Annotated in this window: 20 protein-coding genes; 11 read left to right on the top strand and 9 right to left on the bottom strand. The window is 61.8% G+C overall.

The annotated features are described in order from the left end of the window. The first annotated feature begins 13 nt into the window (after positions 1 to 13). From ABDX87_RS04095 to ABDX87_RS04105, 3 genes are all read left to right on the top strand, one after another. Positions 14 to 817 carry an ABC transporter permease gene (locus tag ABDX87_RS04095; protein WP_074754236.1) on the top strand — a complete coding sequence of 268 codons (804 nt, stop codon included), beginning with the start codon at positions 14 to 16 and terminating at the stop codon, positions 815 to 817. Then, positions 805 to 1,641, top strand: a complete 837-nt coding sequence (locus ABDX87_RS04100) for an ABC transporter ATP-binding protein (protein WP_346831727.1) — start codon at positions 805 to 807, stop codon at positions 1,639 to 1,641. Before ABDX87_RS04095 ends, ABDX87_RS04100 begins: the two co-directional genes overlap by 13 nt. A gap of 100 nt (positions 1,642 to 1,741) precedes the next feature. Next, on the top strand, positions 1,742 to 2,614 hold the full coding sequence (locus tag ABDX87_RS04105; RefSeq protein ID WP_431061208.1) for an NAD(P)-dependent oxidoreductase: 873 nt from the start codon (positions 1,742 to 1,744) through the stop codon (positions 2,612 to 2,614). Between the two features lie 503 nt (positions 2,615 to 3,117). On the opposite strand, the gene ABDX87_RS04110 is transcribed toward ABDX87_RS04105, so the two are convergent. From ABDX87_RS04110 to yghX, 4 genes are all read right to left on the bottom strand, one after another. Beyond that, positions 3,118 to 3,657, bottom strand: coding sequence for a cytochrome P460 family protein (locus tag ABDX87_RS04110; protein WP_346831729.1), 540 nt, complete (start codon positions 3,655 to 3,657; stop codon positions 3,118 to 3,120). Positions 3,658 to 3,804: 147 nt separating this feature from the next. Then, a complete protein-coding gene (locus ABDX87_RS04115; RefSeq protein ID WP_346831730.1) occupies positions 3,805 to 4,527 on the bottom strand; it encodes a GntR family transcriptional regulator in 723 nt (240 codons plus the stop codon). 60 nt (positions 4,528 to 4,587) lie between these two features. Next, positions 4,588 to 6,402, bottom strand: coding sequence for an allophanate hydrolase (gene atzF, locus ABDX87_RS04120; protein WP_346831731.1), 1,815 nt, complete (start codon positions 6,400 to 6,402; stop codon positions 4,588 to 4,590). Positions 6,403 to 6,609: 207 nt separating this feature from the next. Continuing rightward, positions 6,610 to 7,497, bottom strand: a complete 888-nt coding sequence (yghX, locus tag ABDX87_RS04125; RefSeq protein WP_346831732.1) for a YghX family hydrolase — start codon at positions 7,495 to 7,497, stop codon at positions 6,610 to 6,612. A gap of 403 nt (positions 7,498 to 7,900) precedes the next feature. On the opposite strand from yghX, the gene ABDX87_RS04130 reads away from it, so the two are divergent. From ABDX87_RS04130 to ABDX87_RS04145, 4 genes are all read left to right on the top strand, one after another. Then, a complete protein-coding gene (locus tag ABDX87_RS04130; protein ID WP_346831733.1) occupies positions 7,901 to 8,245 on the top strand; it encodes a hypothetical protein in 345 nt (114 codons plus the stop codon). A 106-nt stretch (positions 8,246 to 8,351) separates the two neighbouring features. Further along, positions 8,352 to 10,412 carry a cytochrome-c peroxidase gene (locus tag ABDX87_RS04135; RefSeq protein WP_431061307.1) on the top strand — a complete coding sequence of 687 codons (2,061 nt, stop codon included), beginning with the start codon at positions 8,352 to 8,354 and terminating at the stop codon, positions 10,410 to 10,412. 1,071 nt (positions 10,413 to 11,483) lie between these two features. Next, on the top strand, positions 11,484 to 12,344 hold the full coding sequence (locus ABDX87_RS04140) for a CAP domain-containing protein (RefSeq protein WP_346831735.1): 861 nt from the start codon (positions 11,484 to 11,486) through the stop codon (positions 12,342 to 12,344). Between the two features lie 139 nt (positions 12,345 to 12,483). After that, complete coding sequence (locus ABDX87_RS04145; RefSeq protein ID WP_346831736.1) at positions 12,484 to 12,915, top strand: nuclear transport factor 2 family protein; 432 nt, start codon at positions 12,484 to 12,486, stop codon at positions 12,913 to 12,915. Between the two features lie 65 nt (positions 12,916 to 12,980). On the opposite strand, the gene ABDX87_RS04150 is transcribed toward ABDX87_RS04145, so the two are convergent. Further along, positions 12,981 to 13,865, bottom strand: a complete 885-nt coding sequence (locus ABDX87_RS04150; RefSeq protein ID WP_346831737.1) for a LysR family transcriptional regulator — start codon at positions 13,863 to 13,865, stop codon at positions 12,981 to 12,983. Positions 13,866 to 13,977: 112 nt separating this feature from the next. Between ABDX87_RS04150 and argC the strand changes: the two genes are divergently transcribed. Further along, on the top strand, positions 13,978 to 14,901 hold the full coding sequence (argC, locus tag ABDX87_RS04155; RefSeq protein ID WP_346831738.1) for an N-acetyl-gamma-glutamyl-phosphate reductase: 924 nt from the start codon (positions 13,978 to 13,980) through the stop codon (positions 14,899 to 14,901). 10 nt (positions 14,902 to 14,911) lie between these two features. Here argC and ABDX87_RS04160 read toward each other — a convergent pair whose 3' ends face one another. After that, positions 14,912 to 15,814: a LysR substrate-binding domain-containing protein gene (locus tag ABDX87_RS04160; protein WP_346831739.1), complete on the bottom strand. Its 903-nt coding sequence runs from the start codon at positions 15,812 to 15,814 to the stop codon at positions 14,912 to 14,914. 482 nt (positions 15,815 to 16,296) lie between these two features. Here ABDX87_RS04160 and ABDX87_RS04165 point away from each other — a divergent pair, with 482 nt between their 5' ends. Further along, positions 16,297 to 17,268, top strand: a complete 972-nt coding sequence (locus ABDX87_RS04165) for a DMT family transporter (protein ID WP_346831740.1) — start codon at positions 16,297 to 16,299, stop codon at positions 17,266 to 17,268. Positions 17,269 to 17,318: 50 nt separating this feature from the next. After that, positions 17,319 to 18,473 carry a gamma-butyrobetaine dioxygenase gene (locus ABDX87_RS04170; RefSeq protein ID WP_346831741.1) on the top strand — a complete coding sequence of 385 codons (1,155 nt, stop codon included), beginning with the start codon at positions 17,319 to 17,321 and terminating at the stop codon, positions 18,471 to 18,473. 91 nt (positions 18,474 to 18,564) lie between these two features. Here the strand turns inward: ABDX87_RS04170 and eutC are convergent, their stop codons facing one another. From eutC to eat, 3 genes are read right to left on the bottom strand one after another with little or no spacing between them, the layout of a single operon-like run. Beyond that, positions 18,565 to 19,386 carry an ethanolamine ammonia-lyase subunit EutC gene (eutC, locus tag ABDX87_RS04175; RefSeq protein ID WP_346831742.1) on the bottom strand — a complete coding sequence of 274 codons (822 nt, stop codon included), beginning with the start codon at positions 19,384 to 19,386 and terminating at the stop codon, positions 18,565 to 18,567. Between the two features lie 49 nt (positions 19,387 to 19,435). Continuing rightward, positions 19,436 to 20,827, bottom strand: a complete 1,392-nt coding sequence (locus tag ABDX87_RS04180; RefSeq protein WP_346831743.1) for an ethanolamine ammonia-lyase subunit EutB — start codon at positions 20,825 to 20,827, stop codon at positions 19,436 to 19,438. A 52-nt stretch (positions 20,828 to 20,879) separates the two neighbouring features. Continuing rightward, on the bottom strand, positions 20,880 to 22,232 hold the full coding sequence (gene eat / locus ABDX87_RS04185) for an ethanolamine permease (RefSeq protein WP_346831744.1): 1,353 nt from the start codon (positions 22,230 to 22,232) through the stop codon (positions 20,880 to 20,882). Positions 22,233 to 22,648: 416 nt separating this feature from the next. On the opposite strand from eat, the gene qhpR reads away from it, so the two are divergent. Beyond that, complete coding sequence (gene qhpR, locus ABDX87_RS04190; protein WP_346831745.1) at positions 22,649 to 23,710, top strand: AraC-like transcriptional regulator QhpR; 1,062 nt, start codon at positions 22,649 to 22,651, stop codon at positions 23,708 to 23,710. Positions 23,711 to 23,748: the final 38 nt, after the last annotated feature.

The raw sequence follows: 23,748 nt of genomic DNA on the forward strand, positions 1-23,748 counted from the left end.
CCAGGAGCACGTCATGTCCAAGCGCAATTCGTGGCTGAACCGGTGCCTCACGCCCAAGACCAGCTTGCCGATCCAGGTGATCTGGAGCGCCAGCGGTCTGGCCTGGGCGCTGCTGATCGGCCTGTGGGCTTTTCTCTCCTACGGCGGCGTGGTGCCGGCGATGTTTCTGCCAACGCCCGGTGCAGTCTTCGATGCGGCGATGCGCCTGGCTCGTGACGGCACCCTCGGCCCGCACGTGTGGGCCAGCGTCGAAGTGGTGATGGTCGGCTTCGTGATCTCGTCGGTGGTCGCGGTGCCGATCGGTTTGATGATGGGCAGCTTCCGGGTCGTGCAAGCGTTCCTGGAGCCGCTGGTCAATTTCATCCGCTACCTGCCGGTCACCTCGTTCGTCCCACTTTTCATCCTGTGGATCGGCATCGGCCTGGAGCAACGGGTGTCGATCATCATCTTCGGCGTGTTCTTCCAGCAACTGGTGATGATCGCTGACGTGTCCAAAGGCATTTCCAAGGACCTGATCAACGCCTCGTACACCCTCGGCTCCAGCCGCGCGGACGCCGTGTTGCATGTCATCGCACCGGCTTCGCTGCCCGGCGTGCTGGACACCCTGCGCGTCACCATGGGCTGGGCCTGGACCTACCTGGTGGTCGCCGAGCTGGTCGCAGCCTCCAGCGGCCTGGGCTACCTGAGCCTCAAGGCCATGCGTGGCTTTCAGGTGGACGTGATTTTCCTGGCGATCGCCGTCATCGGGCTGTTGGGCCTGATCACCGATCAACTGTTCAGATTTCTTCGCTTGAAGGTGGCCGCATGGGCTCAGTAACCGCAACCTCGCCGATTCAGCTACGCCCCGCTCCCGTGACCACTGCCGCCACGCCACGCCTGCGGGTCGACAACGTCACCTTGCAGTACAAGACGCCGTCCGGCAGCACCTTCACGGCGCTGGACAAGGTGTCGTTCGATGTCCCCGATCAACAGTTTGCCGTGCTGGTCGGCCCTTCGGGTTGCGGCAAGTCCAGCCTGCTCTACCTCACAGCCGGCCTGGCCGAACCGACGTCGGGCGACATCTATGTCGGCGGCCAGCAAGTCGACGGCCCCGGCGCAGATCGCGGCATGGTGTTCCAGGGCTACACGCTCTTCCCGTGGCTGACCGTGCGCAAGAACATCGAATTCGGCCTCAAGCGCCGTGGCATGCCCGCGGCCGAACGCAAGGAAATCGTCGAGTTCTACCTCAACGAAGTGGGCCTGACGCGCTTTGCCGACAACTACGCCAAGCAGCTGTCCGGCGGCATGATGCAGCGCGTGGCGATTGCCCGCGCCTTGGCCAACGACCCGCAGATCCTGCTGATGGACGAGCCGTTCGGCGCGCTCGACAGCCAGACACGTCTGCAGATGCAGCAACTGCTGCTCAAGGTCTGGGAGCACAGCAAGAAGACGGTCTTGTTCGTCACCCACGACATCGACGAGGCCATTCTGCTGGGCGATCGCATCTTCGTCATGGGCGCACGCCCTGGTCGTATCAAGGAAGTGCTCGACGTGCCGATTGGCCGTCCGCGCAACCTGGACATGGTCATGGACCCCGAATTCATCCGCATGAAGCGCAACATTTTTCATCTGTTGCATGACGGGCCGGAAGAACACCTATGACGTGAAAGCACGTTTGTATGACCCCGTGTAACGCCATGCGGTGCTAGAGTCCTTCGCCACACAGGTGACACTCATCACACCGCTAACGGGAGTACATCGGATGAAAATCGGTTTCTTGGGCCTGGGCAACATGGGTCAGGCCATCGCCGCCAATCTGCTGAAAGGCGAACATGAATTGCGGGTCTGGAACCGCTCGCCGCAGGCGACGCAATCGCTGGTCGAGCTCGGCGCCAAGGCAGTGACAGAACCCGCAGAGGCGTTCGACGCCGACGTGGTGTTCAGCATGCTCGCCGACGACAAGGCGCTGCGCTTGGTGCTGCTGGATTCGGGCCTGCTCAAGCAACTCAAGGCGCCGCTGATTCACGTCAATCTCGCGACCATTGCGGTGACGTTTGCCGATGAACTGGCCGAGCTGCACAAGGCTCAAGGCATCGACTACATCGCAGCACCGGTGATGGGCCGGCCGAATGTCGCGGCTGCGGCTCAGCTGAATATTCTGGCTGCCGGGCCCGAACAGGCCATCGACACCGTTCAGCCCCTGTTCGACCTGATCGGGCGCAAGACCTGGCGCCTCGGCGAAAAAGCCTCGGCCGCCAACGCGATGAAACTGGCGACCAACTTCCTGCTGGTGTCGGCGGTTGAAGCCATGAGCGAAGCCGCCGTGCTGGTCACCCGCCACGGCCTCAAATCGGCGGACCTGGTGGACCTGGTGTCGAACACCATCTTCACCGGCCCGGTGTACTCCGGCTACGGCGCGCTGATCGGGGAACGCCGCTACGAGCCCGCCGCGTTCAAGGCCGTGTTGGGGCTCAAAGACGTGGATTTGATCCTGGCGGCCGCCAGTCAGGTGCAGGTTCAAATGCCGACCGCCGACATGATCCGCGCCAACCTGCAGGACGCCGTCGACCACGGCCAGGGTGAAATGGACCTGGCGGTCCTGGCTGAAGTCGCGGAGCGTCGCAACCCGGCGTGATGTGTGCCGTTGTCCCCCGGTATCGCGGCGTTAACCGGATTTTCGGCTGGCGCAGCACCTGTGGGAGCAAGCTTGGTCTGGGCGCATTTCAAGGAATGCGGTGAGTCTGTGACGTCGAGGGTGAATGACCCACCGCATTCGCGGCCGTCGTAACCTCCGACTGCTCCTACAGGTGGTATGTCAGTCACCATCGTCGGCGACTGTCCCACCGCAATCGTCCGAGTTCGGCACAGACCCTCGTAACCCCCGATTCCTATAGAGACCGGGTTGATACACGAACCTATGTCCAGACCTCGGACCTGTGGGAGCCGGCCTGGTGTGGGCCGCGTTCGGACGAATGCGGTGCGTCAGTCGATATCGTCAGCGACTGATACGACACACACCCTACCCCTCCAGATCATCCCACTAAGGCGGCGTGCCGACTGCTTCCAGGAAGTCATCCCAAACCGCTGACCCCATTGCACACCTGCAATGGTGGGCCTTGATCACAACATGAAAGGCGGTCAAGGCGCCCAGCGAGTGAACACCAGGTCATGGTCCTTGACCCTGGCCTGATGGCACCCGAGGCAGGTCTGGTGTTGTTTCTCGTCCACGGGCTGACCGTTGACAAAGCGCCCGAATCCCCAGCCGCCCGAATCCTTGTACTTGACCGAGTCCTTGACCATGAATTGCACCGTGGTCGCGGCACCCGGCACCGATGCCGATTCAGATTCCGAAGACTGCACGTGCTTCCAGGCCAGCTTGGTCAGGACGGTGCCGTTGGGAAATGGCAGCGTTCCTTCCTGGTACGCCTTGATTGCGATGTCGTTGCCCAGCACGGCGCGGATCTCGTTGAGCGGCGCGGCTTCGGTCGCGGGCGCGATCAGTTGCCACCGCCGGTACCCTTCCGGAATCGTCACGCCATAGATCGGCGATGCTTTCGCACCGGTGTCACTGGCGCTGTCCGGAGGGCCGCTTTGCGGGCTCGTTTGCGCGAAAACAAACGGCGCGGCAATGGCAGAGGCCATCACGGCGGTGAACAAACCGATGCGGGCACGCTTCATGAGCGGCGTCCTCTCTTAAGGTGAGTGACTGAGCCGCAACGGTACGCAGGCGATGTATCCGAGGTGTATCGACCAAGCGCGGTTTTGCATGAACGTGTATGCGCGCACTGTGCAGATACGCTGCGATACAAACCTTGCTCGACAGCTTCAAGCGCCAGGCGCTTGGGACGCGTTGCGTTGCCGCGCCGTATGCAGCCGGTGCAGGGTGATCTTGCGCACTTCCTGCTTGCTGACGTCGATATGGTTTTTCAGCAGCTGCTGGGCCTGTTCGGTGCGGCGTTGCAGGATCGCGTTGAGGATCTGCCCGTGCTCGGCGTAGGTCGCGTCAATGCGTGGCCCCTGAGTGAAATCCAGACGCCGGATGATGCGGATCTTTTCGGTGATCTCGAAGTGCATGCGCGCCATTTCGGTATTGCCGGCGGCCTCGACCAGCGCGCAGTGGAAGCGCTCGTCCAGCGCTGAGACCCGTGCGCCCTCCTGCACGCGTTCGGCTTCGGTCACCAGCCAGGTGCGTTTCAGTTCAGCGATCACCGGATGGGCCTCGATATCCATGTGTTCCAGGCGCGCGACCGCCGCGCTTTCCAGCACGATCCGGACGTCGTAGAGCTCTTCGAAATACTGGAAGTCGAACGCCTTCACCTGCCAGCCGCTGCGAAAATACACCTGCAGATAACCTTCGCGTTCCAGCCGATACAGCGCCTGACGCACCGGCGTGCGACTGGCCTGAACGCGCTCGGCCACTTCGCTTTCGCTGAAGCGGTCGCCCGGCAGCAGCCGGAACTCGAAGATGTCGTCCTTGAGCTGTTGATAGATCCGCTCGACCATGTTTTCCGGGCGGTCCTTGGGCTTTTGCGACGTGGCGATCTGCATGGTGTTGTCCGAGCGGTTATCAGGGTTTGACGAGAGTTTGGCGGGTAGTTTTGAGGAGCGTCAGGCCTTGTTCAAGCTGGCGATGTAGGCGCGCCAGCCACCGAACGCGGTGATGTCCTGGGCGTCTGCCAGCGCCCACGGTTCGCAGATGAAACCCTTCACGCTGCGCCCGTCCACCAGTGTGAGGTTGCCGATGCCCAGCGGCGCAGGGATCTCGGCGACGAACTCGCCGAACCGCGCCAGTGGAATGTCCCACAGCTCGACGATGATCGACTGCCCGCCCTCGGCCTTGGCCAGTCCAGGCTTGGGCGGCACTGTACCGGGCAGCGCATACAGGCGGTAATCGCCCTGGGTCAGGGTCTGCTCGACGAACACGGCATCGCGACCGGTCAGCTGGAAATTCAGCGGCATGCCGGTCAGGTGGGCGCCGACCACGGCAACGCGAACACTGCCTCGCGGTTGAGATGCGGCCAACGCGGCAGGCAATGGGCGCCCGGTTGCGCCCATCGGCAGCTTGAGATGCGCTTGCCACTGTTTGCCGAAACGCGCGAGCGCTGCGTCATGCCAGGCCGGAGCGATCAGCGTGATGCCGGCAGGTAAGCCATCCGCTCGCAGCCCCGCTGGCAATGCCAGTGCGGACAGGTCTGCCAGGTTGGTGAAATTGGTGTAGAAACCGAATTGCGAGTTGTAGAGCACCGGCTCCGCCGCCATCTCGGCCAGCGTGCGAATCGTTGCCGAGGTTGGCACAACCAGCGCGTCGAAACCGGCCAGTGCGTCGTTGATCTGCCGGCTCAGCGTCGCCCGCAGGTACTCGGCCTTGTAGGCGTCGCACGCGCTGTACGCCAGCCCGTTTTCGACGATCCCGCGCACCACCGGGTTGATCGCGTCCGGGTTGGAGTCGAGCATCGACTCAAGGGCCACGGTCCGCTCCGCGACCCATGAACCGTAATAAAGCTGCTCGGCCAGCGCCTTGAAGGGAGTGAAATCGATGCGCGTGATCTCGGCACCCAGGTCGCTCAGCGTCTTCAACGCCTGCTCGTAGACCGCCTGATTCTGAACATCGCCAAAGAACTCAAGCGTGGCCGGCACCGCCAGTTTGATCGACGCACCGAACCCCACGGGCGCGGTGTTGGGGTTGACACGGGAATAGGCGTCGGTGGCGTCGTAACCTTCGGCGATCCCGGCCACGCACTCGGCGTCCTCGACGGTCAGGGCGAAGACTGAGATGCAATCCACGGTGCGACACGCGGGCACCAACCCGGTATTGGAGAAGCGCCCTTTGGTGGGTTTAAGGCCCACGATGTTATTGAACCCGGCAGGCACCCGTCCGGAACCGGCGGTGTCGGTGCCCAGGGAGAACGCCACCAGCCCCCGCGCCACGACTGACGCCGAGCCTGAGCTCGAACCGCCGCTAACGTAGTCGGGATTGAAGCTGTTCGGCACTGCGCCGTAGGGAGAACGCGTGCCGACCAGCCCTGTGGCGAACTGATCGAGGTTGGTCTTGCCCATCAGAATCGCACCGGCCGCGCGCAGCCTGGCGACCACCGTCGCATCGGCACTGGCGGTGTAGGCAAACTCCGGGCACGCCGCCGTCGTCAGCCAGCCCGCGGCGTCGATGTTGTCCTTGATGGCGAAGGGCACCCCATACAACGGCAGCTTCCCGATATCACCGCCGACAGCCTCGAGACGAGCGGCCAGCTCGGCCAATTGCGCATCGAGCTGCCCGTGGCTGACGCGAGAGATCCAGGCGGTATCGGACGCAGGAAAAGCGTCGAGCAGGGTCACCAACCCGCTTGGGGTCATCTCGCCGCTCTGATACGCAGCGATCCATTGGTTTACGGTCCAGCCGAACAAGGGGTTTTGAGCGTTCTGCATTGTGGATTCCATCTTGTATCCAAGTTTGAATCCAGCGAAAGCAAAACGCAGGCCATTTTGCTCAAGCCTCTATTTACGGGGCGTATAGGGGATGTCAGCTGCGGCAGACCACGGGAAGATGCCCGCAAAGGAGGCAGCCGTGCGAGGTTTTGGTGCCCGCCAGCGTCTGAATGCACGCTTCCCCAGCGGCCGCGCCGTCGACGTGCATTAAACGAGGTATTTGCGGAACCACTCCAGCGTCCGGTCCCACGCCAACCGCGCGGCCGCGTCGTCATAGCGTGGCGTTGAGTCATTATGGAAGCCGTGGTTAACCCCGGGATACACGTAAGCCTGATAGGTCTTGCCCGCTGCTTTGAGCGCCTGCTCATAGGCTGGCCAGCCGTCGGTAATGGGCTTGTCGAGTTCCGCGTAGTGCAGCAGCAAAGGTGCCTTGATACGCGCGACGTCTTCCGCCTTGGGTTGCCGCCCGTAAAACGGCACTGCTGCTGCCAGCTCGGGGTAGGCGACGGCCGCCGCATTGGCCACGCCACCGCCGTAGCAGAACCCGGTGATACCGACCTTGCCGGTCGATGCGTCATGCGCCATCAGCCATTCGATGGCCGCAAAGAAGTCGTTCATCAGTTTCTCGGGATCGACCTTTTGCTGCAGCTCCCGGCCCTTGTCGTCATTGCCCGGATAGCCGCCGACCGAGGACAGGCCATCAGGCGCCAGCGCGACGAAACCGGCTTTTGCAACCCGCCGGGCGACGTCTTCGATGTAGGGATTCAGACCCCGGTTTTCATGCACCACAAGCACCGCCGGTACTTTCGCGCTGGCCTTGGCCGGGCGCACCAGGTATCCACGGACCTGGCCGTGACCTTTAGGGGACGGGTAGGAAATGTATTCGGCGACGATGTCCGGGTCGGTGAATTCGACCTGCTCCGCCAGCGCGTAATCCGGGCTGAGCGATGACAGAATGGCGGTCGCCGTGAGGCCACCCAAGGCAAACACCGCAGCCCGATCAAGAAACTCACGGCGGTTGATCTTGCCGTGAACGTAGAAGTCATACAGCTCGAGCAATTCAGGGGCGAAATCCTTGGCAGTGAGACGGGTCATCTGTGCACTTCCTCATTGATTGTCGGCTTGGCACCGCGTCTGAACCTTGCGGCTCAATGGCGTGGTAAAGAACAATCATTAAAGCAGTGTTTTCACCCGATGGCAGCTGCCGGATTATCCCGGAGATCTGTTTGATCGATCACCATCGCAAATCTTCACCTTCCTCAGTCAAAAAAAGCGATTGCTTTATATATAAACAGACAATAGCTGACGCTGTGTGATTACACACAAGCGCTACTTCTCTACATCGCCGCGCTTCAATGCTTACTTCAAAACCTGTCCTGACCCGAACCGCACGGATTTCTATAAAATCATGCCACCCGCCCTTTAACATTTAACCCACACCCTCACTTAGCAATTTTTTTGCCAATGTCCACAACCGGAGACACAAGCGAACAACCCATTGAAAGAATTGATTTTATTATTTAATTTTTTGCCATTCGCCGGTTACTCCCCCAATACCGGGGAAGAATACCCCCCCACACTTAGGGCTTTTCCATTCACGCCCTCAAGCACTTCCCTACCCATTAAAATTATTTCAAAATATAACTTCCATTTTTTTCTGGCAGCGCTATTGTCACTCTCAGCAGCCTTCTGTCTTCGCGACAGCACGTCACCGGCAACTGTAAACGCCAACGTGTCGTCTGCACCGCGCCATTCAACTTTCAGTCGACGTGATACTCACGAGGACCGCTATCGCTTTGGCTCGGTTTTTTTAAAACAAGAACAACACGAACAGTTCCGGTAATCCTTCACTTACCGAGAGTGCCGATATCATGAATGACCTGATGAGCGTTCGATCCCTGCGTCTGACCTGCACCCTCGCGGGTGGCCTGATTGCCGGATACCTGTTCATGCCCTTCGCCTGTGCGGCGACGCCCGTGGAAGTGGTCGCCCCCGGCCCGGACATCCCCACGTTGCAATCGATGCGCGGCGTCACGCCGCCCGACCCGTCCGGCACCGAAGGCGGGCGCAAGGTCGACCTGATGGGCGACTTCGTCCTCAACCGCGACGCAGCGATTCGACTGGGCAAGGCGATGTTCTGGGATCAGGACTTCGGCAGCGACGGCTTCACCGCCTGCGCGTCCTGTCACTATCACGCTGGCGTGGATCACCGCATCACCAACCAGCTCAATCCGGGGCAGGCCCACACCAACGCTAACGTGGCGTCGCTGTTCAACAAACCCTTCATTGCGCCGAACATTCCGGGGGATGTGGCGTCCTACACCACCCTGTCCGGCGGTAAGGGCGGCCCTAACTACACGTTGAAGAAGACCGACTTCCCGACCCACGTGCTGGCCGATCCGCTGGACCGCAACTCGGCGATCGTTTATTCCTCGGACGATGTAGTGGGTTCTCAGGGCGTGTTCGAAGCCAACTACGTCCGGCCGCGCCAGCCCCGTTTTGACCGTTGCACGCCGCAGACCGATGCGCTGTTTGCCGTCGGCAAGACCAGTGTGCGCCGCAGCACCGGACGCAACGCCCCGACCGTGATCAACGCCGCCTTCAACGTGCGTAACTTCTGGGATGGCCGGGCCAATAACGTGTTCAACGGCTTCTCGCCGTTCGGCAATCGCGACCCCGATGCGGCGATTTTTGTGACCACTGAACGTAACCCGGTGGCGACCAAGGTCCGGCTGGCGCTCAATGACGCCTCTGCCGCGTCCCAGGCGGTCGGCCCGCCCGGCAGCCCGGTGGAAATGTCCTGCGGAGGCCGGACGTTTGCCGACATCGGTCGACGCATGCTGGATTCATTGGTGCTCAGTCACCAGCGCATCGCTTCCAATGACTCGGTGTTGTCGTCGATTGCCGTGCGCCGCCCCAGCTACCGCGACCTGATCAAGGCCGCGTTCCACCCACGCCTGTGGAACGCCACGCAGCCTGTGTCGCTGGGCGGCGTCGACTATGCGCAGATCGAGGCGAATTTCCCGTTGTTCTTCGGTCTGGCGATTCAACTGTACGAGTCGACCCTGGTATCCGATCAGACGCCCCTCGACGCCTACCTGCAAGGCAACACCCAGGCGATGGACGCGCAGCAGATCGAGGGGATGAACCTGTTCACCGGCAAAGGCAAATGCGTGGCATGTCATGCCGGGCCCGAGCTGACCAATGCCGCGACGCGCCTGCGCCTCGAACCCCGTGAGCGCATTGAACGGATGGTGATGGCCGACAACCTGATCACGCTCTACGACAACGGTTTCTACAACACCGGCGTGCGCCCGACCGAGGAAGACCTGGCGCTGGGTGGCAGCGACGCCTGGGGCAATCCGCTGTCGTTCACCCGTCAATACAACACGCTGCTGCAAGGTCTGAGCGTGCCGGATCCGTTCGACGTCGACGTGTGCAAATTCGAAGCGCCCTTGAGCCCGGCGATTCCGTGTGATGCCACGCTCAAACCGAATGTCGGGTTCCGGGATTCGGTCGATGGCGCCTTCAAGACACCGACCCTGCGCAACATTGCGCTCACCGGGCCGTATTTCCACAACGGCAGCCGCTCGACGCTCAAGCAAGTGGTGGAGTTTTACAACCGTGGCGGCGACCGGCGCGGTCAGGATGCGAGCAATACCAGCGGGTTCGACCATCCGAGCGTGAACCAGCACAACGCCTCGAACCTGGACCCGGACATGACCGCGCTGAACCTGACCCCAAGCGAAATAGACGCGCTGGTCAAATTCATGGAAGTGGGCCTCACTGATCCCCGGGTGGCATGGGAACAAGCGCCGTTCGATCACCCATCATTAACGATCGCGCAAGGGGAAGTCGGTGACGAGAACGCCGTGACCGTCCGGCCGGTGGACGCCAGCTCCACCACGCCACGGGCCAAAGACCTAGAGATCATGCTCAACGCCGTCGGCGCCACAGGCCGCCGTCCGAGCGATGGACCTTTGATGCCGTTTGCCAGTGATTTGAAATGAGGTGTCGGTAAGGAAATGCGGTGGGTCAGGTACATCCGTTTTGAATGACCCACCGCATTCGTCCGAAGTGCGGCCCATACCCTCGTAACCTCGGACGTCTCCCACAGGGACCGGGTTGACGCATGAGCCTGTGTCCAGACCTCAGAGTGCGCGATCGCTGAGTATTTTGCGTCGAAGCTGAGTTTTGTGGGAGCGAGCTTGCTCGCGAATGTGATACGTCAGCGACATCAATGCTCAATGACCCAACGCATTCGCTGCCCTCATAACCTCGGACGTCTCCCACAGGGACCGGAGTGATGCATGAGCCTGTGTCCAGACCTCAGAGCGGGCGATCGCTGAGTATGTTGCGTCGAAGCTGAATTTTGTGGGAGCCGGCTTGCTGGCGAATGCGGCAGTCAGTCACATCAATGCTGAATGACCCACCGCATTCGCTGCCCTCGTAACCTCGGACGTCTCCCACAGGGACCGGGTTGATGCATGAGTCTATGTCCAGACCTCAGACTGTGGGAGCGAGCTTGCTCGCGAATGCGGCAGATCAGTCACATCAATGCTGAATGACCCACCGCATTCGTCCGAAGTGCGGCCCATACCCTCGTAACCTCGGACGTCTCCCACAGAGACCGGGGTGATGCATGAGTCTGTGTCCAGACCTTAGAGTGCGCGATCGCTGAGTATTTTGCGTCGAAGCTGAATTTTGTGGGAGCCGGCTTGCTGGCGAATGCGGCAGGTCAGTCACACCAATGCTGAATGACCCACCGCATTCGTCCGAAGTGCGGCCCATACCCTCGTAACCTCGGACGTCTCCCACGGGAACCGGAGTGATGCATGAGCCTGTGTCCAGACCTCAGACTGTGGGAGCTTGCTCGCGAAGTGCGGCCCATACCCTCGTAACCTCGGACGTCTCCCACGGGAATTGCGGTGTTCCCGGAATTTAGGGCAGCCGTCAGTCCGCTGCTTTTTAATAAAAATTTCCGTGCCTCATGCAACTAGTCCCTTAACCCACAGTCCTATCCGCGCTCTGAAAATCCTGCTCCACAACCTCCCCGTTTGATCACCCGAGCTGTCCGCCTCATGCGTCCACCTGTTCGTCTGTCTCGATTTGCCCTGCTCAGCCTGGCTGCTTTGCTTTACATCATTGCCCCACCGGTTCACGCCGACGGCGAGCGACAACTGGCGCAAGCCATCAACAGTTATCGGGCGCACCCGCAGCGGTGCGAGGGCCGGACCGCTTCGCCGATGCCGCCGCTGTCATTGAAGGCCAACGTTGCGCTGCCGGTGGGCTACGGCGGCAGCTTGCGTGAAGGCTTGAAAGCGGCGGGTTATCAGGCCGCGACGGTTCAGAGTATTCAACTGGTCGGCGCAGGTGACGCCAGTGCCGCATTCGCCATGCTGCAACGCGAGTACTGTGATTCGATGCTCGACAGCCAGGCCGCCGACCTCGGCATCAGCCATGCGGGGGGCCAGTGGCAACTGGTGCTGGCCAAACCGCTGGTGGATGTCCGTCTCACCGACGTGCGCGCAGCGGACAAAGCGTTGCTGGCGCAGGTCAATGCCGCTCGCGCCACCCCGCGCATGTGCGGCTATAGGCGCTTCGCGGCAGCGCGTCCGTTGAGCTGGAGCAACGCGCTGGGGACTGCCGCACAAGGTCACAGCAAGGCCATGGCCCACGACAACTATTTTGCGCACCAGGACCCGGACGGCGACACGCCGGCCGACCGCGCGCGGGTGGCGGGCTATCGCGGGCGGCAGATCGGCGAAAACATCGCCGCCGGTCAAGGCTCTCCCAGCCAGGCCATGCAGAGCTGGCTGGCGAGCCCCGGGCATTGCGCCAACTTGATGAACCCGATGTTTACTCAGGTCGGTGCGGCGTATGCGACCAACACGCGCAGCGATCTGGGCATCTACTGGACGATGCTGTTTGGCGCGCCTTAAACGCGTCTACCGTCACCTCGCACTAGCCAGCTCACCACAGTTGTATGATAACGTACGAAAACTCGTTTTCCGGCTGGCCATGTCGGCGCCCGAACGGGGATTCAGTGTCGATCCGATCACAATAAAAAGGGAAACATCAATGACCAAATTCAAACTGGTGGTAGGTTTTGTGTGCCTGTTTTCGGGCTATGTCGCCGCTGCACCGTCTGCCGATGAGCAAAATGTCGCCAAGGCCGTCGACCAGATGACTCAGGCCATGTTGCACAAAGACATCAAGGCCCTGAACGCCCTGACATCAGACAACGTCACCTACGGTCACTCCAGCGGCAAGATTCAGAACAAGCAGGAATTCATCGCCGACATCGAAACCGGCCGCAGCGGCTTCAAGACCCTGCAGATGCTCAACCAGAAAATCACCCTGGACGGCGACACCGCGCTGGTTCGCAACCACTTCTCCGCCCAGGCCGTGAACAGTGGCGTCGAAGTGCCGACCGAGATCGAAAACTTCCAGGTCTGGCAGAAGCAGAAAGGCCACTGGCTGTTGATCGGTCGTCAGGCATTTAAGTTCTGATCGACCGCTGATTCACCTGTGGGAGCGACGATGGCGTGTGCTCCCGCAGGTCAGGTTCTGCATCTTTACAACGCTTCCAGTCCCCACAAAACCTCCAGCACATGCCGGGTCGAGCGTTCGACTTCTCCGGCCCGATGAGCAATGCCCAGCTCTCGCCACAACGACGGTTGCAGCGGACGCATGACGATGCGGCTCTCCGGCGCCGGCGTGGAGGCTTCATGGGGCAGTACCGTCGCACCGTACCCGGCCGCCACCAGACTCTTGATCGCGTCGTTGTAGTTGAGCTGAATCCGCGGCGTCGGTTGCGGGCCTTCCGTGGCGAACCACTCCCCCACCTGACGCGACAGGCGCGTGCTGTTGTCGTTGAGAATCAACGGTTGGGCCGCCAGCCAGGCCGGCGAGATAACGTCCGGACACGCCCACCGCGCAGGCAGAAACGCCATCACCGGGTCACGTCTCCACGGCTTGATCTGCAAGCCTTTGACCGGCGATTGCGGCAACGCAATCACGCCGATGTCGAGACTGCCATCGGCCAGTTTCTGCAAGGTCTGCTGGGAGGTGAGCACCGCCACCTGCACGTCGATCCCCGCGTGCTCCTGGCTGAGGGTTTCCAGCGCCTGCGGGATCAATTGCGCGATGACGCCGGTGGACGCGCCGAGCCTGACCCGCCCGGCCAACCCCTGAACCTGACGCTCGACGTCTTCGAGCGCCTGTTCGGCATCGGCCAGCAAGCGACGCGCACGTTCGATCAGGGTTTCCCCAATCGCCGAAGGCTGGACGCGGCCTCGGGTGCGCGACAATAACAACCCACCGACACGCTCCTCCAGATCGGCGATGTGCAGGCTCACCGTCGGCGGCGCCAGGTTCAACACCCTGGCCGCTTCGGCAAACGAGCCGTGGTCGGCGATCGCCACCAACGTGCGCAAACGGTCGAGACTGATCTCACGCACCGCACTTCTCCTTCATGAAATCTGAATTTGATGGTTAGTAAATTCAACTTTTCCTATCTTACGCCCTGACCGAAGATGCTCGCCATTGATGACTCTATGCGAGCGCCCCAACATGACCCTTCCTGTTGTTTTCATCGACGGTGACCAAGGCACGACCGGCCTGCAAATCCACCAGCGGCTGCTGGGTCGCACCGACCTGAAACTCGTGACGTTGCCCGCCGACCAGCGCAAGGACGCGAGAAGCCGTGCAGCGGCCATCAACGCCTGCGACATCGCGATCCTGTGCCTGCCCGACGATGCAGCCCGTGAGGCCGCAGCGAGCATTGAAAACCCTGCCGTGCGGGTGATCGACGCCAGCTCTGCCCACCGTACGCACCCGGACTGGGTCTATGGGTTTGCGCAGATGAGCGAACAGCAGAAAACGATCATCACCACCGCGAACCGTGTGACCAACCCAGGCTGCTACCCAACCGGCGCTGTCGGACTGCTGCGTCCCTTGCTGGACGCCGGGCTGGTGCCACGGGACTACCCGATCAGCATCAACGCGGTGTCAGGCTACTCGGGTAAAGGCCGTGCCGGTGTCGATGAATTCGAGGGGCCGGACGCCGCCCAGGCAACGCCATTTCAGGTCTACGGCCTGAGCCTGGCGCACAAACACATCCCTGAAATCCAGCAATACAGCGGGCTTAGCGAACGCCCGATGTTCATCCCGGCCTACGGTTCGTTTCGTCAAGGCATCGTGCTGACCATCCCGCTGCAACTGCGCTTGCTGCCATCCGGCGTGACGGGCGCCCGGTTGCACGCGTGCCTGGAGCAGCATTATGCGGGCAGCGGTTTCGTCGAGGTCATGCCGATGGAGGCCTCGCAGGCGCTGACGGGTCTGGATCCTCGGGTCATGAACGACACGGACAAACTGCGCCTGATGGTGTTCGAAAATGCCGGGCACGTGCTGCTGGCGGCCGTGTTCGACAACCTGGGCAAAGGTGCTGCCGGCGCGGCCGTGCAGAACCTGGACCTGATGATCGCTGGTGTCTGAGCATCAGCGCTCAGGTCAATTCGGCCCGCAACCATTCCACCAGCAGGTTCGCCTCTTCGCGGCGCGCCTGCCCATGACGGCGGTAGACCGACAACGCTTCGCTGAGGTGAACGCTTTCGGCGAACGGCGCAACCAGCATGCCGTTGTCGAGCATGCGTTGCGAGGTGCGCCGCCAGCCCATGGCCAGGCCGTGTCCCTCAACGGCGGCGTGCAACATCAGTGAATAGTTGTCGAACGCCAGCCCACGGGCCTGGCGTGGCACGTCATGGCCGAACGTCGCCAGCCAGGTGTCCCACTCCAGTTGATAAGCCGGCAAGGCGTCGTGATGCAGCAAGGTGTGAGCGCCCAGCTCATCGAGCGTGACGGGTAAAGCACGCCCTTCGAGATAACGCGGGCTGCACACTGGAAAGACCTCGTCTGCGGCCGTGAACAACAGAGGATGCAAGCCGTGGTCGCGGTTGCTGCTTTGCATCGCGACGTCAAAGTAGCCCTGGAAGTCAGTGAGCGGGTTGGCCCAGGTCACCATTTTCAGTTCGATTTCCGGGTACTGCTGGTGGAAATTCGACAACCTGGGCATCAGCCAGTGAAAGGCTTCGCAGGGCTGACACAGCAACACCACTTCATTCTTCCGTGCTACCCCGCGCAGCCGATCCGCCGCGCTGCCCACGTCACGCAATGCATTACCCAGAGTGAGGCTGAAATCGCGCCCGGCATCCGTCAGGAAAACCGCGCGATTGCGCCGCTGGAACAGGCTGATCCCCAGATCCTCCTCCAATGCCCGGATCTGCCGGCTCACCGCCGCCTGAGTCAGGTTCAGCTCTTCGGCCGCACGGGAAAAGCTTAACAACCGAGCCGCAGCCTCGAACGGCAGAAGCGTGGCCAGCGGAGGCAGTGACTTGCCGAGCTTATTCATAACTTCTCGTAATGCATCGTGACGAAGACATCATTTGTAGCACAGCCGTGTGGATCGGCAAGATCACACTCATCGCGCAAAACCTGTGGGAAGGAGCTTGCTCACGAAGGCGTCCGGTCAGCCACCGCGACGGGGACTGGCATATAGCATTCGCGAGCAAGCTCGCTCCCACAGAGAGATCCAGCGTCCGGCGCGGTTTCAGATTGATGCGCCAACCTGTGGGAGTGAGCTTGCTCACGAAAGTGTCCGGTCAGCCACCATGACGGCGACCGGCATATCGCATTCGCGAGCAAGCTCGCTCCCACAGAAAGATCCGGCGTCCGGCGCGGTTTCAGATTGATGCGCCAACCTGTGGGAGTGAGCTTGCTCACGAAGGCGTCCGGTCAGCCACCATGACGGCGACTGGCATATAGCATTCGCGAGCAAGCTCACTCCCACAGATGATTCAGCGCCCTAAAAATCGGGTATCCACCGGAGTCCACATGAACTCACCCCGTTCAATCCTCTTGCAAGGCGTAGCATTCGCAGTGCTGGCGACGTTGTGCTGGGCGTGCAACTTCATCGCGCCCTATGGGCTACAGGGCTACAGCATTCAGGACTTCATGCTGGTGCGTTTCATGATGGCCGGCGCGCTGGGCGTCTTGCTGCTGCCCCTGTATCGCTCGCAACTGCGCGGCCTGCGTCCGCGTCAGTGGCTGACCGGCATGGGACTGGGCGCATCGGGTTATCTGGCCTACAGCAGTTGCATCGCGGGCGGCGTGATCTACGGCGGCCCGTTGATGATCGCCGCCTTCATCGGCGCCGTCCCGGTGTTGCAGGCGTTGCTGGGTAACGCCAGACACCGGGCGTTGCGCTGGGGCCAGTTGGTGATGCCGATTTCCCTGCTGTGCCTGGGTCTGGGCCTGATCAACCTGCAGGTGCTGGGCGACCCGCCGGATCCCCACACTCATCTATGGGCCGGACTGGCCTTTTCGCTGGCTGCCGTGCTGATCTGGCTCTCGTTCAGCGTCGTCAATCAGGCCGCCATGGAGCACCTGCACACCCGTTCCACCAGCGCCTGGACCTGCCTGATGATGATCGGCGCGGGGCTTGCGGCCCTACTGCTGACACCGCTGGCGTGGGCCTGGGATTGGCTGCAACTGCCGTTTCAAGGCGTCGACACACCCGCTGCGCTGCGACTTTATGGCTGGGCCATGCTGATTGCGTTGCTCTCTTCAGTGATTGGCGCCTGGGCCTGGAACCTCGCTTCCCGGCGTCTGCCAATGGTGCTGTCCGGGCAATTGATCGCGCTCGAATCGTTTTTCGCCACCGTATTGGGCCTCGCATTCCACGGGCGCTTACCCACTCTGGCTGAATTCATCGGCCTGACGCTGATCCTGTTTGGCACCGTGTATTCGGTGCGCATCATTCTCGCGCCCCGCCGATCCGGGCGCGGTCGACCGGCCACGCTGTAAGCCTCGCACCACGGCCTGCTTCACAACCCACAGACTCAGGAGCACTGCCCATGAACGCCATCGCCGACTACCGCACCTACCCGCTGATCAGCCCGCTGCTCCGCGCCACGCTGGCACCCGATCTGGTTGAGGTGACATGGGCGGATCATCGCCGCAGCCCCTTTCATCACCTGTGGCTGCGCGACAATTGTCCGTGCCCGCAATGCGTGTACAGCGTCACCCGTGAGCAAGTGTTCGAGATCGCCGACGTCTCGGAAAACCTTCAGCCGCTGAGCGTGGAAGTCGATTGCGAAGGCGCGCTGCACGTTCAATGGGATGACGGTCACGAAAGCCGCTTCGACCCCGGTTGGTTACGCGCCCATGCCTATGACGAAACATCGCGCGGCGAACAACTGGCCAGACGTGCGACCAAGCGGCACTGGGTGGCTGGACTGGAGCTGCCGGTTTTCGAGTACCAGGCAGTGATGGAGGACCCAGAGACCCTGCTCGACTGGCTGCTGGCGGTACGCGACATCGGGCTGACCCAGGTACGGGGCGTGCCCACCGTGCCGGGTTCGCTCAGTACGTTGGCTCAGCGCATATCGTTCATTCGCGAGAGCAATTTCGGCGTGCTGTTCAACGTGCAATCCAGAGCCGATGCCGACAGTAACGCCTACACCGCCTTCAACCTGCCGCTGCACACCGACCTGCCGACACGTGAGTTGCAGCCCGGCTTGCAGTTTCTGCATTGCCTGGTGAACGACGCCGAGGGAGGCGACAGCCGCTTCGTCGATGGCTTCGCGATCGCGCAAACGCTGCGTCAGGAGGACCCGAATGCCTACCGTTTGCTGTGCGAAATCCCGGTGGAGTTTCGCAACAAGGACCGGCGCAGCGACTACCGCTGCCGGGCTCCCGTGATCGCGTTGGACGCTCTGGGTGAGGTTGCGGAAATCCGTATGGCGAACTTCCTGCGCGGGCCGCTCAACCTCACGCCTGAATTGATGCTGCCGTATTACCGCGCCTATCGGCGCTTCATCGAAATGACGCGCGAGCCACGCTTTCAGTTTCGTCAGCGCCTGGAAGCCGGGCAACTGTGGTGTTTCGACAACCGCCGCACCCTGCACGCCCGTGACGCCTTCGATCCTGCCAGCGGCGCGCGGCATTTTCAGGGGTGCTACGTGGATCGGGATGAGCTGCTGTCGCGGATATGGGTGTTGCAGCGTTGACGGTCTGAACGTGGGTGGACACGTCTTTGCCAGAGCCGTCCCGCAGCAAACCGGCTCTGACAAAGCTAATGGTGCAGCCGATTGTCGACCGTCACCCGCCGATCAGAAAGTTTCCAGGACGCACGCCCTCGTCCGCCTCGAGAACCGGCACCTGCGCGTCATCCTTCAGATTCACGCCGGACAACTGCCGCCGCCAGGCTTCGCGCATCAGGTACAGCAACTTGTGCGCGGCCATGGCGTAGCTCATGCCTTCCAGCCGCACGTTGGAAATGCAATTGCGCGACGCATCATTGAGCCCGACCCGAGGCGCGTAAGTGAAATACAGACCCAGGCTGTCCGGCGAACTCAGGCCCGGCCGCTCACCAATCAGGATCACTACCATCCGCGCCTTGAGCACTTCGGCCACTTCATCCCCCACCGCGACCCGTCCCTGCTCGACCAGCACCACAGGCGCAACGCTCCAGCCCTCGGCAGCCGCCAGCTCATCGATGCGTTCGAGCATGGCCGGGCTATGGCGTTGCACGGCCAACGACGACAAGCCGTCCGCCACGACCACCGCCAGATCGAAGCCGTCAGGATGCGCCTCGGCGTAGGTGCGCAGTTGCTCGACCGAGTCCGCTGACAGGCGACGCCCCAGGTCGGGCCGTTGCAGGTAGACGTTTCGGTCAGAGGCAGAACTGTGGACCGTGAGCGTTTCGCGCTGGCGCGCCGCCAGCTGTTCACTCAGGGCGGCGTGATCGAAGGGCAAGTGCACCGCGTCCCGGGCCTGCGCGTGAGCGAACTGGAAATCCAGTTGTGCAGCGGTCGGAAGGCTCGTGCCCGCATGCCCCAAGGCAATCCGCGCCGAGGTCAGCGAGCGCAGCTGGCGCCAGGCATCGGCTTGCGCGGGTGATTTACTGTGGTCATCGCTCATGGCCCATCCTTCTCTCTTTTCACTGCCATTGCTGTGTCGATGGCGGAGGTTATTTCAACTGCGCAAGTGCCTGACGAAACAACGGCGGCACGCCCTGCCCCAGACGCACGCCACCGTCGTCCTGACGCAGGATGTCCATGCGCGTCAGCCACGCCTCGAATTCCGGTGCCGGACGCAGCCCCAGCGTCTTGCGCGCATACAGGGCATCGTGAAACGAAGTGGTCTGGTAATTCAGCATTACGTCGTCGGAGCCGGGAATGCCCATGATGAAGTTGATGCCGGCCACACCGAGCAGTGTCAGCAACATGTCCATGTCGTCCTGATCGGCCTCGGCATGATTGGTGTAGCAGATGTCACAGCCCATCGGCACGCCCAGCAGCTTGCCGCAGAAGTGATCCTCCAGGCCCGCGCGGATGATCTGCTTGCCGTTGTACAGGTATTCCGGGCCGATGAAACCGACCACGGTGTTGACCAGGAACGGGTTGAAATGCCGCGCCACGGCGTAGGCGCGGGCCTCGCAGGTCTGCTGGTCAACGCCATGGTGAGCGTTGGCCGACAGCGCGCTGCCCTGCCCCGTTTCGAAATACATCAGGTTGTTGCCCAGCGTGCCGCGGTTGAGGCTCAGCCCTGCTTCGTAGCCTTCTCGCAGTATGTCCAGACTGATGCCGAAGCTGCTGTTGGCCGCCTCGGTGCCGGTGATGGACTGAAACACCAGGTCGACCGGCACGCCTTTCTCGATGGCCGCAACCGACGAAGTGACGTGAGTCAGCACACAGGACTGGGTGGGAATGTCGTAATGGCGAAGCACGCCGTCGAGCATTTTCAGCAATTCGGTGATGGCGCTGATGCTGTCGGTGGCCGGGTTGATGCCGATCATGGCGTCGCCGTTTCCGTACAGCAAACCGTCGAGCACGCTGGCCGCGATGCCCGCTGGGTCATCGGTGGGGTGATTGGGCTGCAAGCGGGTGGACATCCGCCCGCGCAGGCCCACGGTGTTGCGAAAACGGGTGACCACGCGGATCTTCTGCGCCACCAACACCAGATCCTGCACGCGCATGATCTTCGACACCGCTGCCGCCATTTCCGGGGTCAATCCCGGTGCCAGCGCCTTGAGGCTGGCCTCGGTGGCCTCATCGCCCAGCAACCAGTCGCGGAAACCGCCGACCGTCAGGTGACTGACCACCGAAAACGCCGCCAGGTCGTGAGTGTCCACGATCAGCCGGGTGACCTCGTCCTGCTCGTACGGAATCAATGCCTCGTTGAGGAAGCGCTTGAGCGGCACCTCGGCCAAGGCCATTTGCGCCGCTGCCCGTTCGGCGTCACTGGTGGCGGCGACTTCGGCGAGGAAGTCCCCGGAACGTGCAGGGCTGGCCTTGGCCATGAGTTCCCGCAGGCTGTCGAAGCGCCAGACCATGCCACCGATGCTGTGGGAAAAGCTCATGCGTAACCTTCCTTCTATCGACTTACTTGATTAACCGGCCACCGCAGCGACTTCAACGAGCCACTGCAACCGCTGCGCCGCGGCTGCGCACCCCTTTGACGAAAAGCGCACCCACCGCCATCAGGCACAGGAAGATGCCGCAGATCACCAGATTGAACCAGACCATCGCGATCAGGCACACCACCGCCAGCACCAACGCGATGCCCGGCACGATCGGGTAGCCCGGTGCGCGGAAGCTGCGTTCCAGATTCGGTTCGCTGCGACGCAGTTTGAACAGGCTCAGCATGCTGACGATGTACATCACGATAGCGCCAAATACCGACATGGTGATCATCGCCGCCGTCAACGTCATGCCCTGCAGGTTGACCAGGCCGTCGCTGAGGATGGCCAGGATACCCACAACGCCCCCGGCGAGAATGGCACGGTGCGGGGTCTGGAAGCGCGAAAGTTTGGCCAGGCTCGGCGGAAGGAAACCGGCGCGGGCCAGGGCGAAGAACTGACGCGAGTAACCAAGGATGATGCCGTGGAAACTGGCGACCAGACCGAATAGGCCGATCCACACCAGCATGTGCATCCAGTTGGAGTTGTTGCCGACGACAGCCTTCATCGCCTGTGGCAGCGGGTCGTTGATGTTCGACAGCGTACGCCAGTCACCCACGCCACCGGCGAAGATCATCACGCCAATCGCCAGCACCACCAGGGTCAGAATCCCCGCAACGTAGGCACGCGGGATGGTGCGTTTAGGGTCTTTGGCTTCTTCAGCGGCCATGGCCGCGCCTTCGATGGCGAGGAAGAACCAGATCGCAAACGGAATCGCCGCGAAAATCCCGCTGATCGCGGGCAGGCTGAAGGTGTCTGAACCGGCCCAGCCGCCGAGCACGAAATTGCTGAAACTGAAGCCAGGCGCGACCACGCCCATGAACACCAGCAGTTCGGCGACGGCCAGCACGGTCACGACCAGTTCGAACGTCGCGGCGATGCTGACGCCGAGGATGTTGAGGGTCATGAAGACGATGTACGCCCCGATCGCCGCGACCCGCGGGTCAAGGGACGGATACTGCACATTGAGGTACGCGCCAATGGCCATGGCGATGGCCGGTGGCGCGAACACGAATTCGATCAGGGTCGCCAGGCCGGCAATCATTCCGCCGGTCACGCCGAAGGCACGAAGGCTGTAGGCGAACGGACCGCCCGCGTTGGGGATCGCCGTGGTGAGTTCCGTGAAGCTGAAAATGAAACAGGTGTACATCACGGCGACCATCAGCGTCGTGACCAGGAAGCCCAGCGTCCCCGCCGTGCCCCAGCCATAGCTCCAGCCGAAGTATTCGCCGGAAATCACCAGGCCGACGGCCAGTCCCCACAGGTGCAGGGTTCCCAATGTGGGTTTGAGTTGTGTAGCGGTCATGAGTGTTACCCCGGTAGCCAAGCGACGGTATTTGCCTGACGTCGAGCATAGACACAGGGTTACCGCCAAGGCTTGACCGCGCAGGACGCAGGTTGTCATGTGCGGTCAAGTTTTTCGGGTATTTGCGCGGGGTGCGCCAAGGCGGCGCGTGAAATGGGGGGTGTGCTTTATAGAGGGTCACTGCTCTACCCAGATCAGCATTCAGCAGGTGAGTCGATGGGTAGCAATGAAAGCGAATCAAAACGCTCTTTGTAGGAGCGCGCTTGCCCGCGAAAGCGGTGGGTCAGCAGAAGAATGGGTTGCAGATAGACCGCAATCGCGGGCAATCGCGCTCTTACAGCTCGGCGTCAAACCGTAACAAGGTACGACATTTGCTTGAATGAAATTCATACAGACCCTGACGGCCCTTCATCTCGATGCTCCAGACCCTCATCCCCAGCGCTGCCCCGACCTCCCCCGCCGCCAGCAATCGCGGCGTGCTGTCGGCTGCCGCCAACGGTCTGGATGGCTTCATCGTGCAGCACGGCGGCGACCTGGATCGAGTGTTCGGCTGCGCCGGCATCGACCCCGAACACCTGCTGCACCCCACGCTCAGCCTGCCTCTGACCAACTACTGCAAAGTGCTTGAAGAAGCCGCTCGGCAAACCGGCTGCGACAACTTCGGCCTGCGTTACGGCCAGCAATTTCAGCCTCAGGCGCTGGGTTTGCTGGGCTATATCGGGTTGTGCTCCACCACGCTGGAAGACGCGCTCATCAACTTCTCGCAAGCCTTTCCGTTTCACCAGCACAGCACCTTGATCGAGCTGGTGGACCAAGGGGATTGCTACCGCTTCGACTATCAGGTCAGACACGGCGCGATCCATGAACGTCGCCAGGACGCCGAACTGACCATGGGCATGGCCATGAACCTGGTGCGCCATGTGCTGGGCCCGGACTGGGCGCCTCGGCATGTGGCGTTCGAGCACGGCCGGCCGCAGGAATGGCACGAACATCGCGACACGTTCCGTGCCGACGTCAGCTTCGGCCAAGGCTGCAATTCGCTGCTGATTCCCAAGCGAGAACTGATCGGCAAGGCCATGCCGGGCAGCGACCCGATCCTGCTGATGTTGATCAAGGATGCCATTCGCCAGTTGGGCGACAACGGCAACGAAATCGGCCTGCTGGAACGCGCACGGCAGACCATTCTCGCCACGCTGCACCTGGGTGAACCGGCACTGGACGAAATCGCCCACCACCTCGGTCTTTCCGAATGGGCCTTGCAGCGCAAGCTGCGCGAACAGGGCCTGAGCTTTACGCAACTGGTGGACCAGATCCGCCAGGACTCAGCCATCGCCCACCTCAAGCAACAGCACCTCAGCGTCACCCAACTCGCCTCCATGCTGGGTTATTCGGAAACCAGCGCCTTCTCACGCGCGTTCAAGCGCTGGTTCGGGTTGAGCCCCAAGCAGTGGCGCAGCGCGGCTTTCAGCACTCAGTAAAACGTCACAGACGTTCCCGCTCCCTCCTGCCGAAGCGA

The organism is Pseudomonas abietaniphila, assembly GCF_039697315.1.
GTDB classification, from domain to species: Bacteria; Pseudomonadota; Gammaproteobacteria; order Pseudomonadales; family Pseudomonadaceae; genus Aquipseudomonas; species Aquipseudomonas abietaniphila_B.

Coding starts and splice junctions, on each gene's coding strand:
- ABDX87_RS04095 (WP_074754236.1), top strand. CDS start 14: ATGTCCAAGCGCAATTCGTGGCTGAACCGGTGCCTCACGCCCAAGACC.
- ABDX87_RS04100 (WP_346831727.1), top strand. CDS start 805: ATGGGCTCAGTAACCGCAACCTCGCCGATTCAGCTACGCCCCGCTCCC.
- ABDX87_RS04105 (WP_431061208.1), top strand. CDS start 1,742: ATGAAAATCGGTTTCTTGGGCCTGGGCAACATGGGTCAGGCCATCGCC.
- ABDX87_RS04110 (WP_346831729.1), bottom strand. CDS start 3,657: ATGAAGCGTGCCCGCATCGGTTTGTTCACCGCCGTGATGGCCTCTGCC.
- ABDX87_RS04115 (WP_346831730.1), bottom strand. CDS start 4,527: ATGCAGATCGCCACGTCGCAAAAGCCCAAGGACCGCCCGGAAAACATG.
- atzF (WP_346831731.1), bottom strand. CDS start 6,402: ATGCAGAACGCTCAAAACCCCTTGTTCGGCTGGACCGTAAACCAATGG.
- yghX (WP_346831732.1), bottom strand. CDS start 7,497: ATGACCCGTCTCACTGCCAAGGATTTCGCCCCTGAATTGCTCGAGCTG.
- ABDX87_RS04135 (WP_431061307.1), top strand. CDS start 8,352: ATGCCCTTCGCCTGTGCGGCGACGCCCGTGGAAGTGGTCGCCCCCGGC.
- ABDX87_RS04140 (WP_346831735.1), top strand. CDS start 11,484: ATGCGTCCACCTGTTCGTCTGTCTCGATTTGCCCTGCTCAGCCTGGCT.
- ABDX87_RS04145 (WP_346831736.1), top strand. CDS start 12,484: ATGACCAAATTCAAACTGGTGGTAGGTTTTGTGTGCCTGTTTTCGGGC.
- argC (WP_346831738.1), top strand. CDS start 13,978: ATGACCCTTCCTGTTGTTTTCATCGACGGTGACCAAGGCACGACCGGC.
- ABDX87_RS04160 (WP_346831739.1), bottom strand. CDS start 15,814: ATGAATAAGCTCGGCAAGTCACTGCCTCCGCTGGCCACGCTTCTGCCG.
- ABDX87_RS04165 (WP_346831740.1), top strand. CDS start 16,297: ATGAACTCACCCCGTTCAATCCTCTTGCAAGGCGTAGCATTCGCAGTG.
- ABDX87_RS04170 (WP_346831741.1), top strand. CDS start 17,319: ATGAACGCCATCGCCGACTACCGCACCTACCCGCTGATCAGCCCGCTG.
- eutC (WP_346831742.1), bottom strand. CDS start 19,386: ATGAGCGATGACCACAGTAAATCACCCGCGCAAGCCGATGCCTGGCGC.
- ABDX87_RS04180 (WP_346831743.1), bottom strand. CDS start 20,827: ATGAGCTTTTCCCACAGCATCGGTGGCATGGTCTGGCGCTTCGACAGC.
- eat (WP_346831744.1), bottom strand. CDS start 22,232: ATGACCGCTACACAACTCAAACCCACATTGGGAACCCTGCACCTGTGG.
- qhpR (WP_346831745.1), top strand. CDS start 22,649: ATGCTCCAGACCCTCATCCCCAGCGCTGCCCCGACCTCCCCCGCCGCC.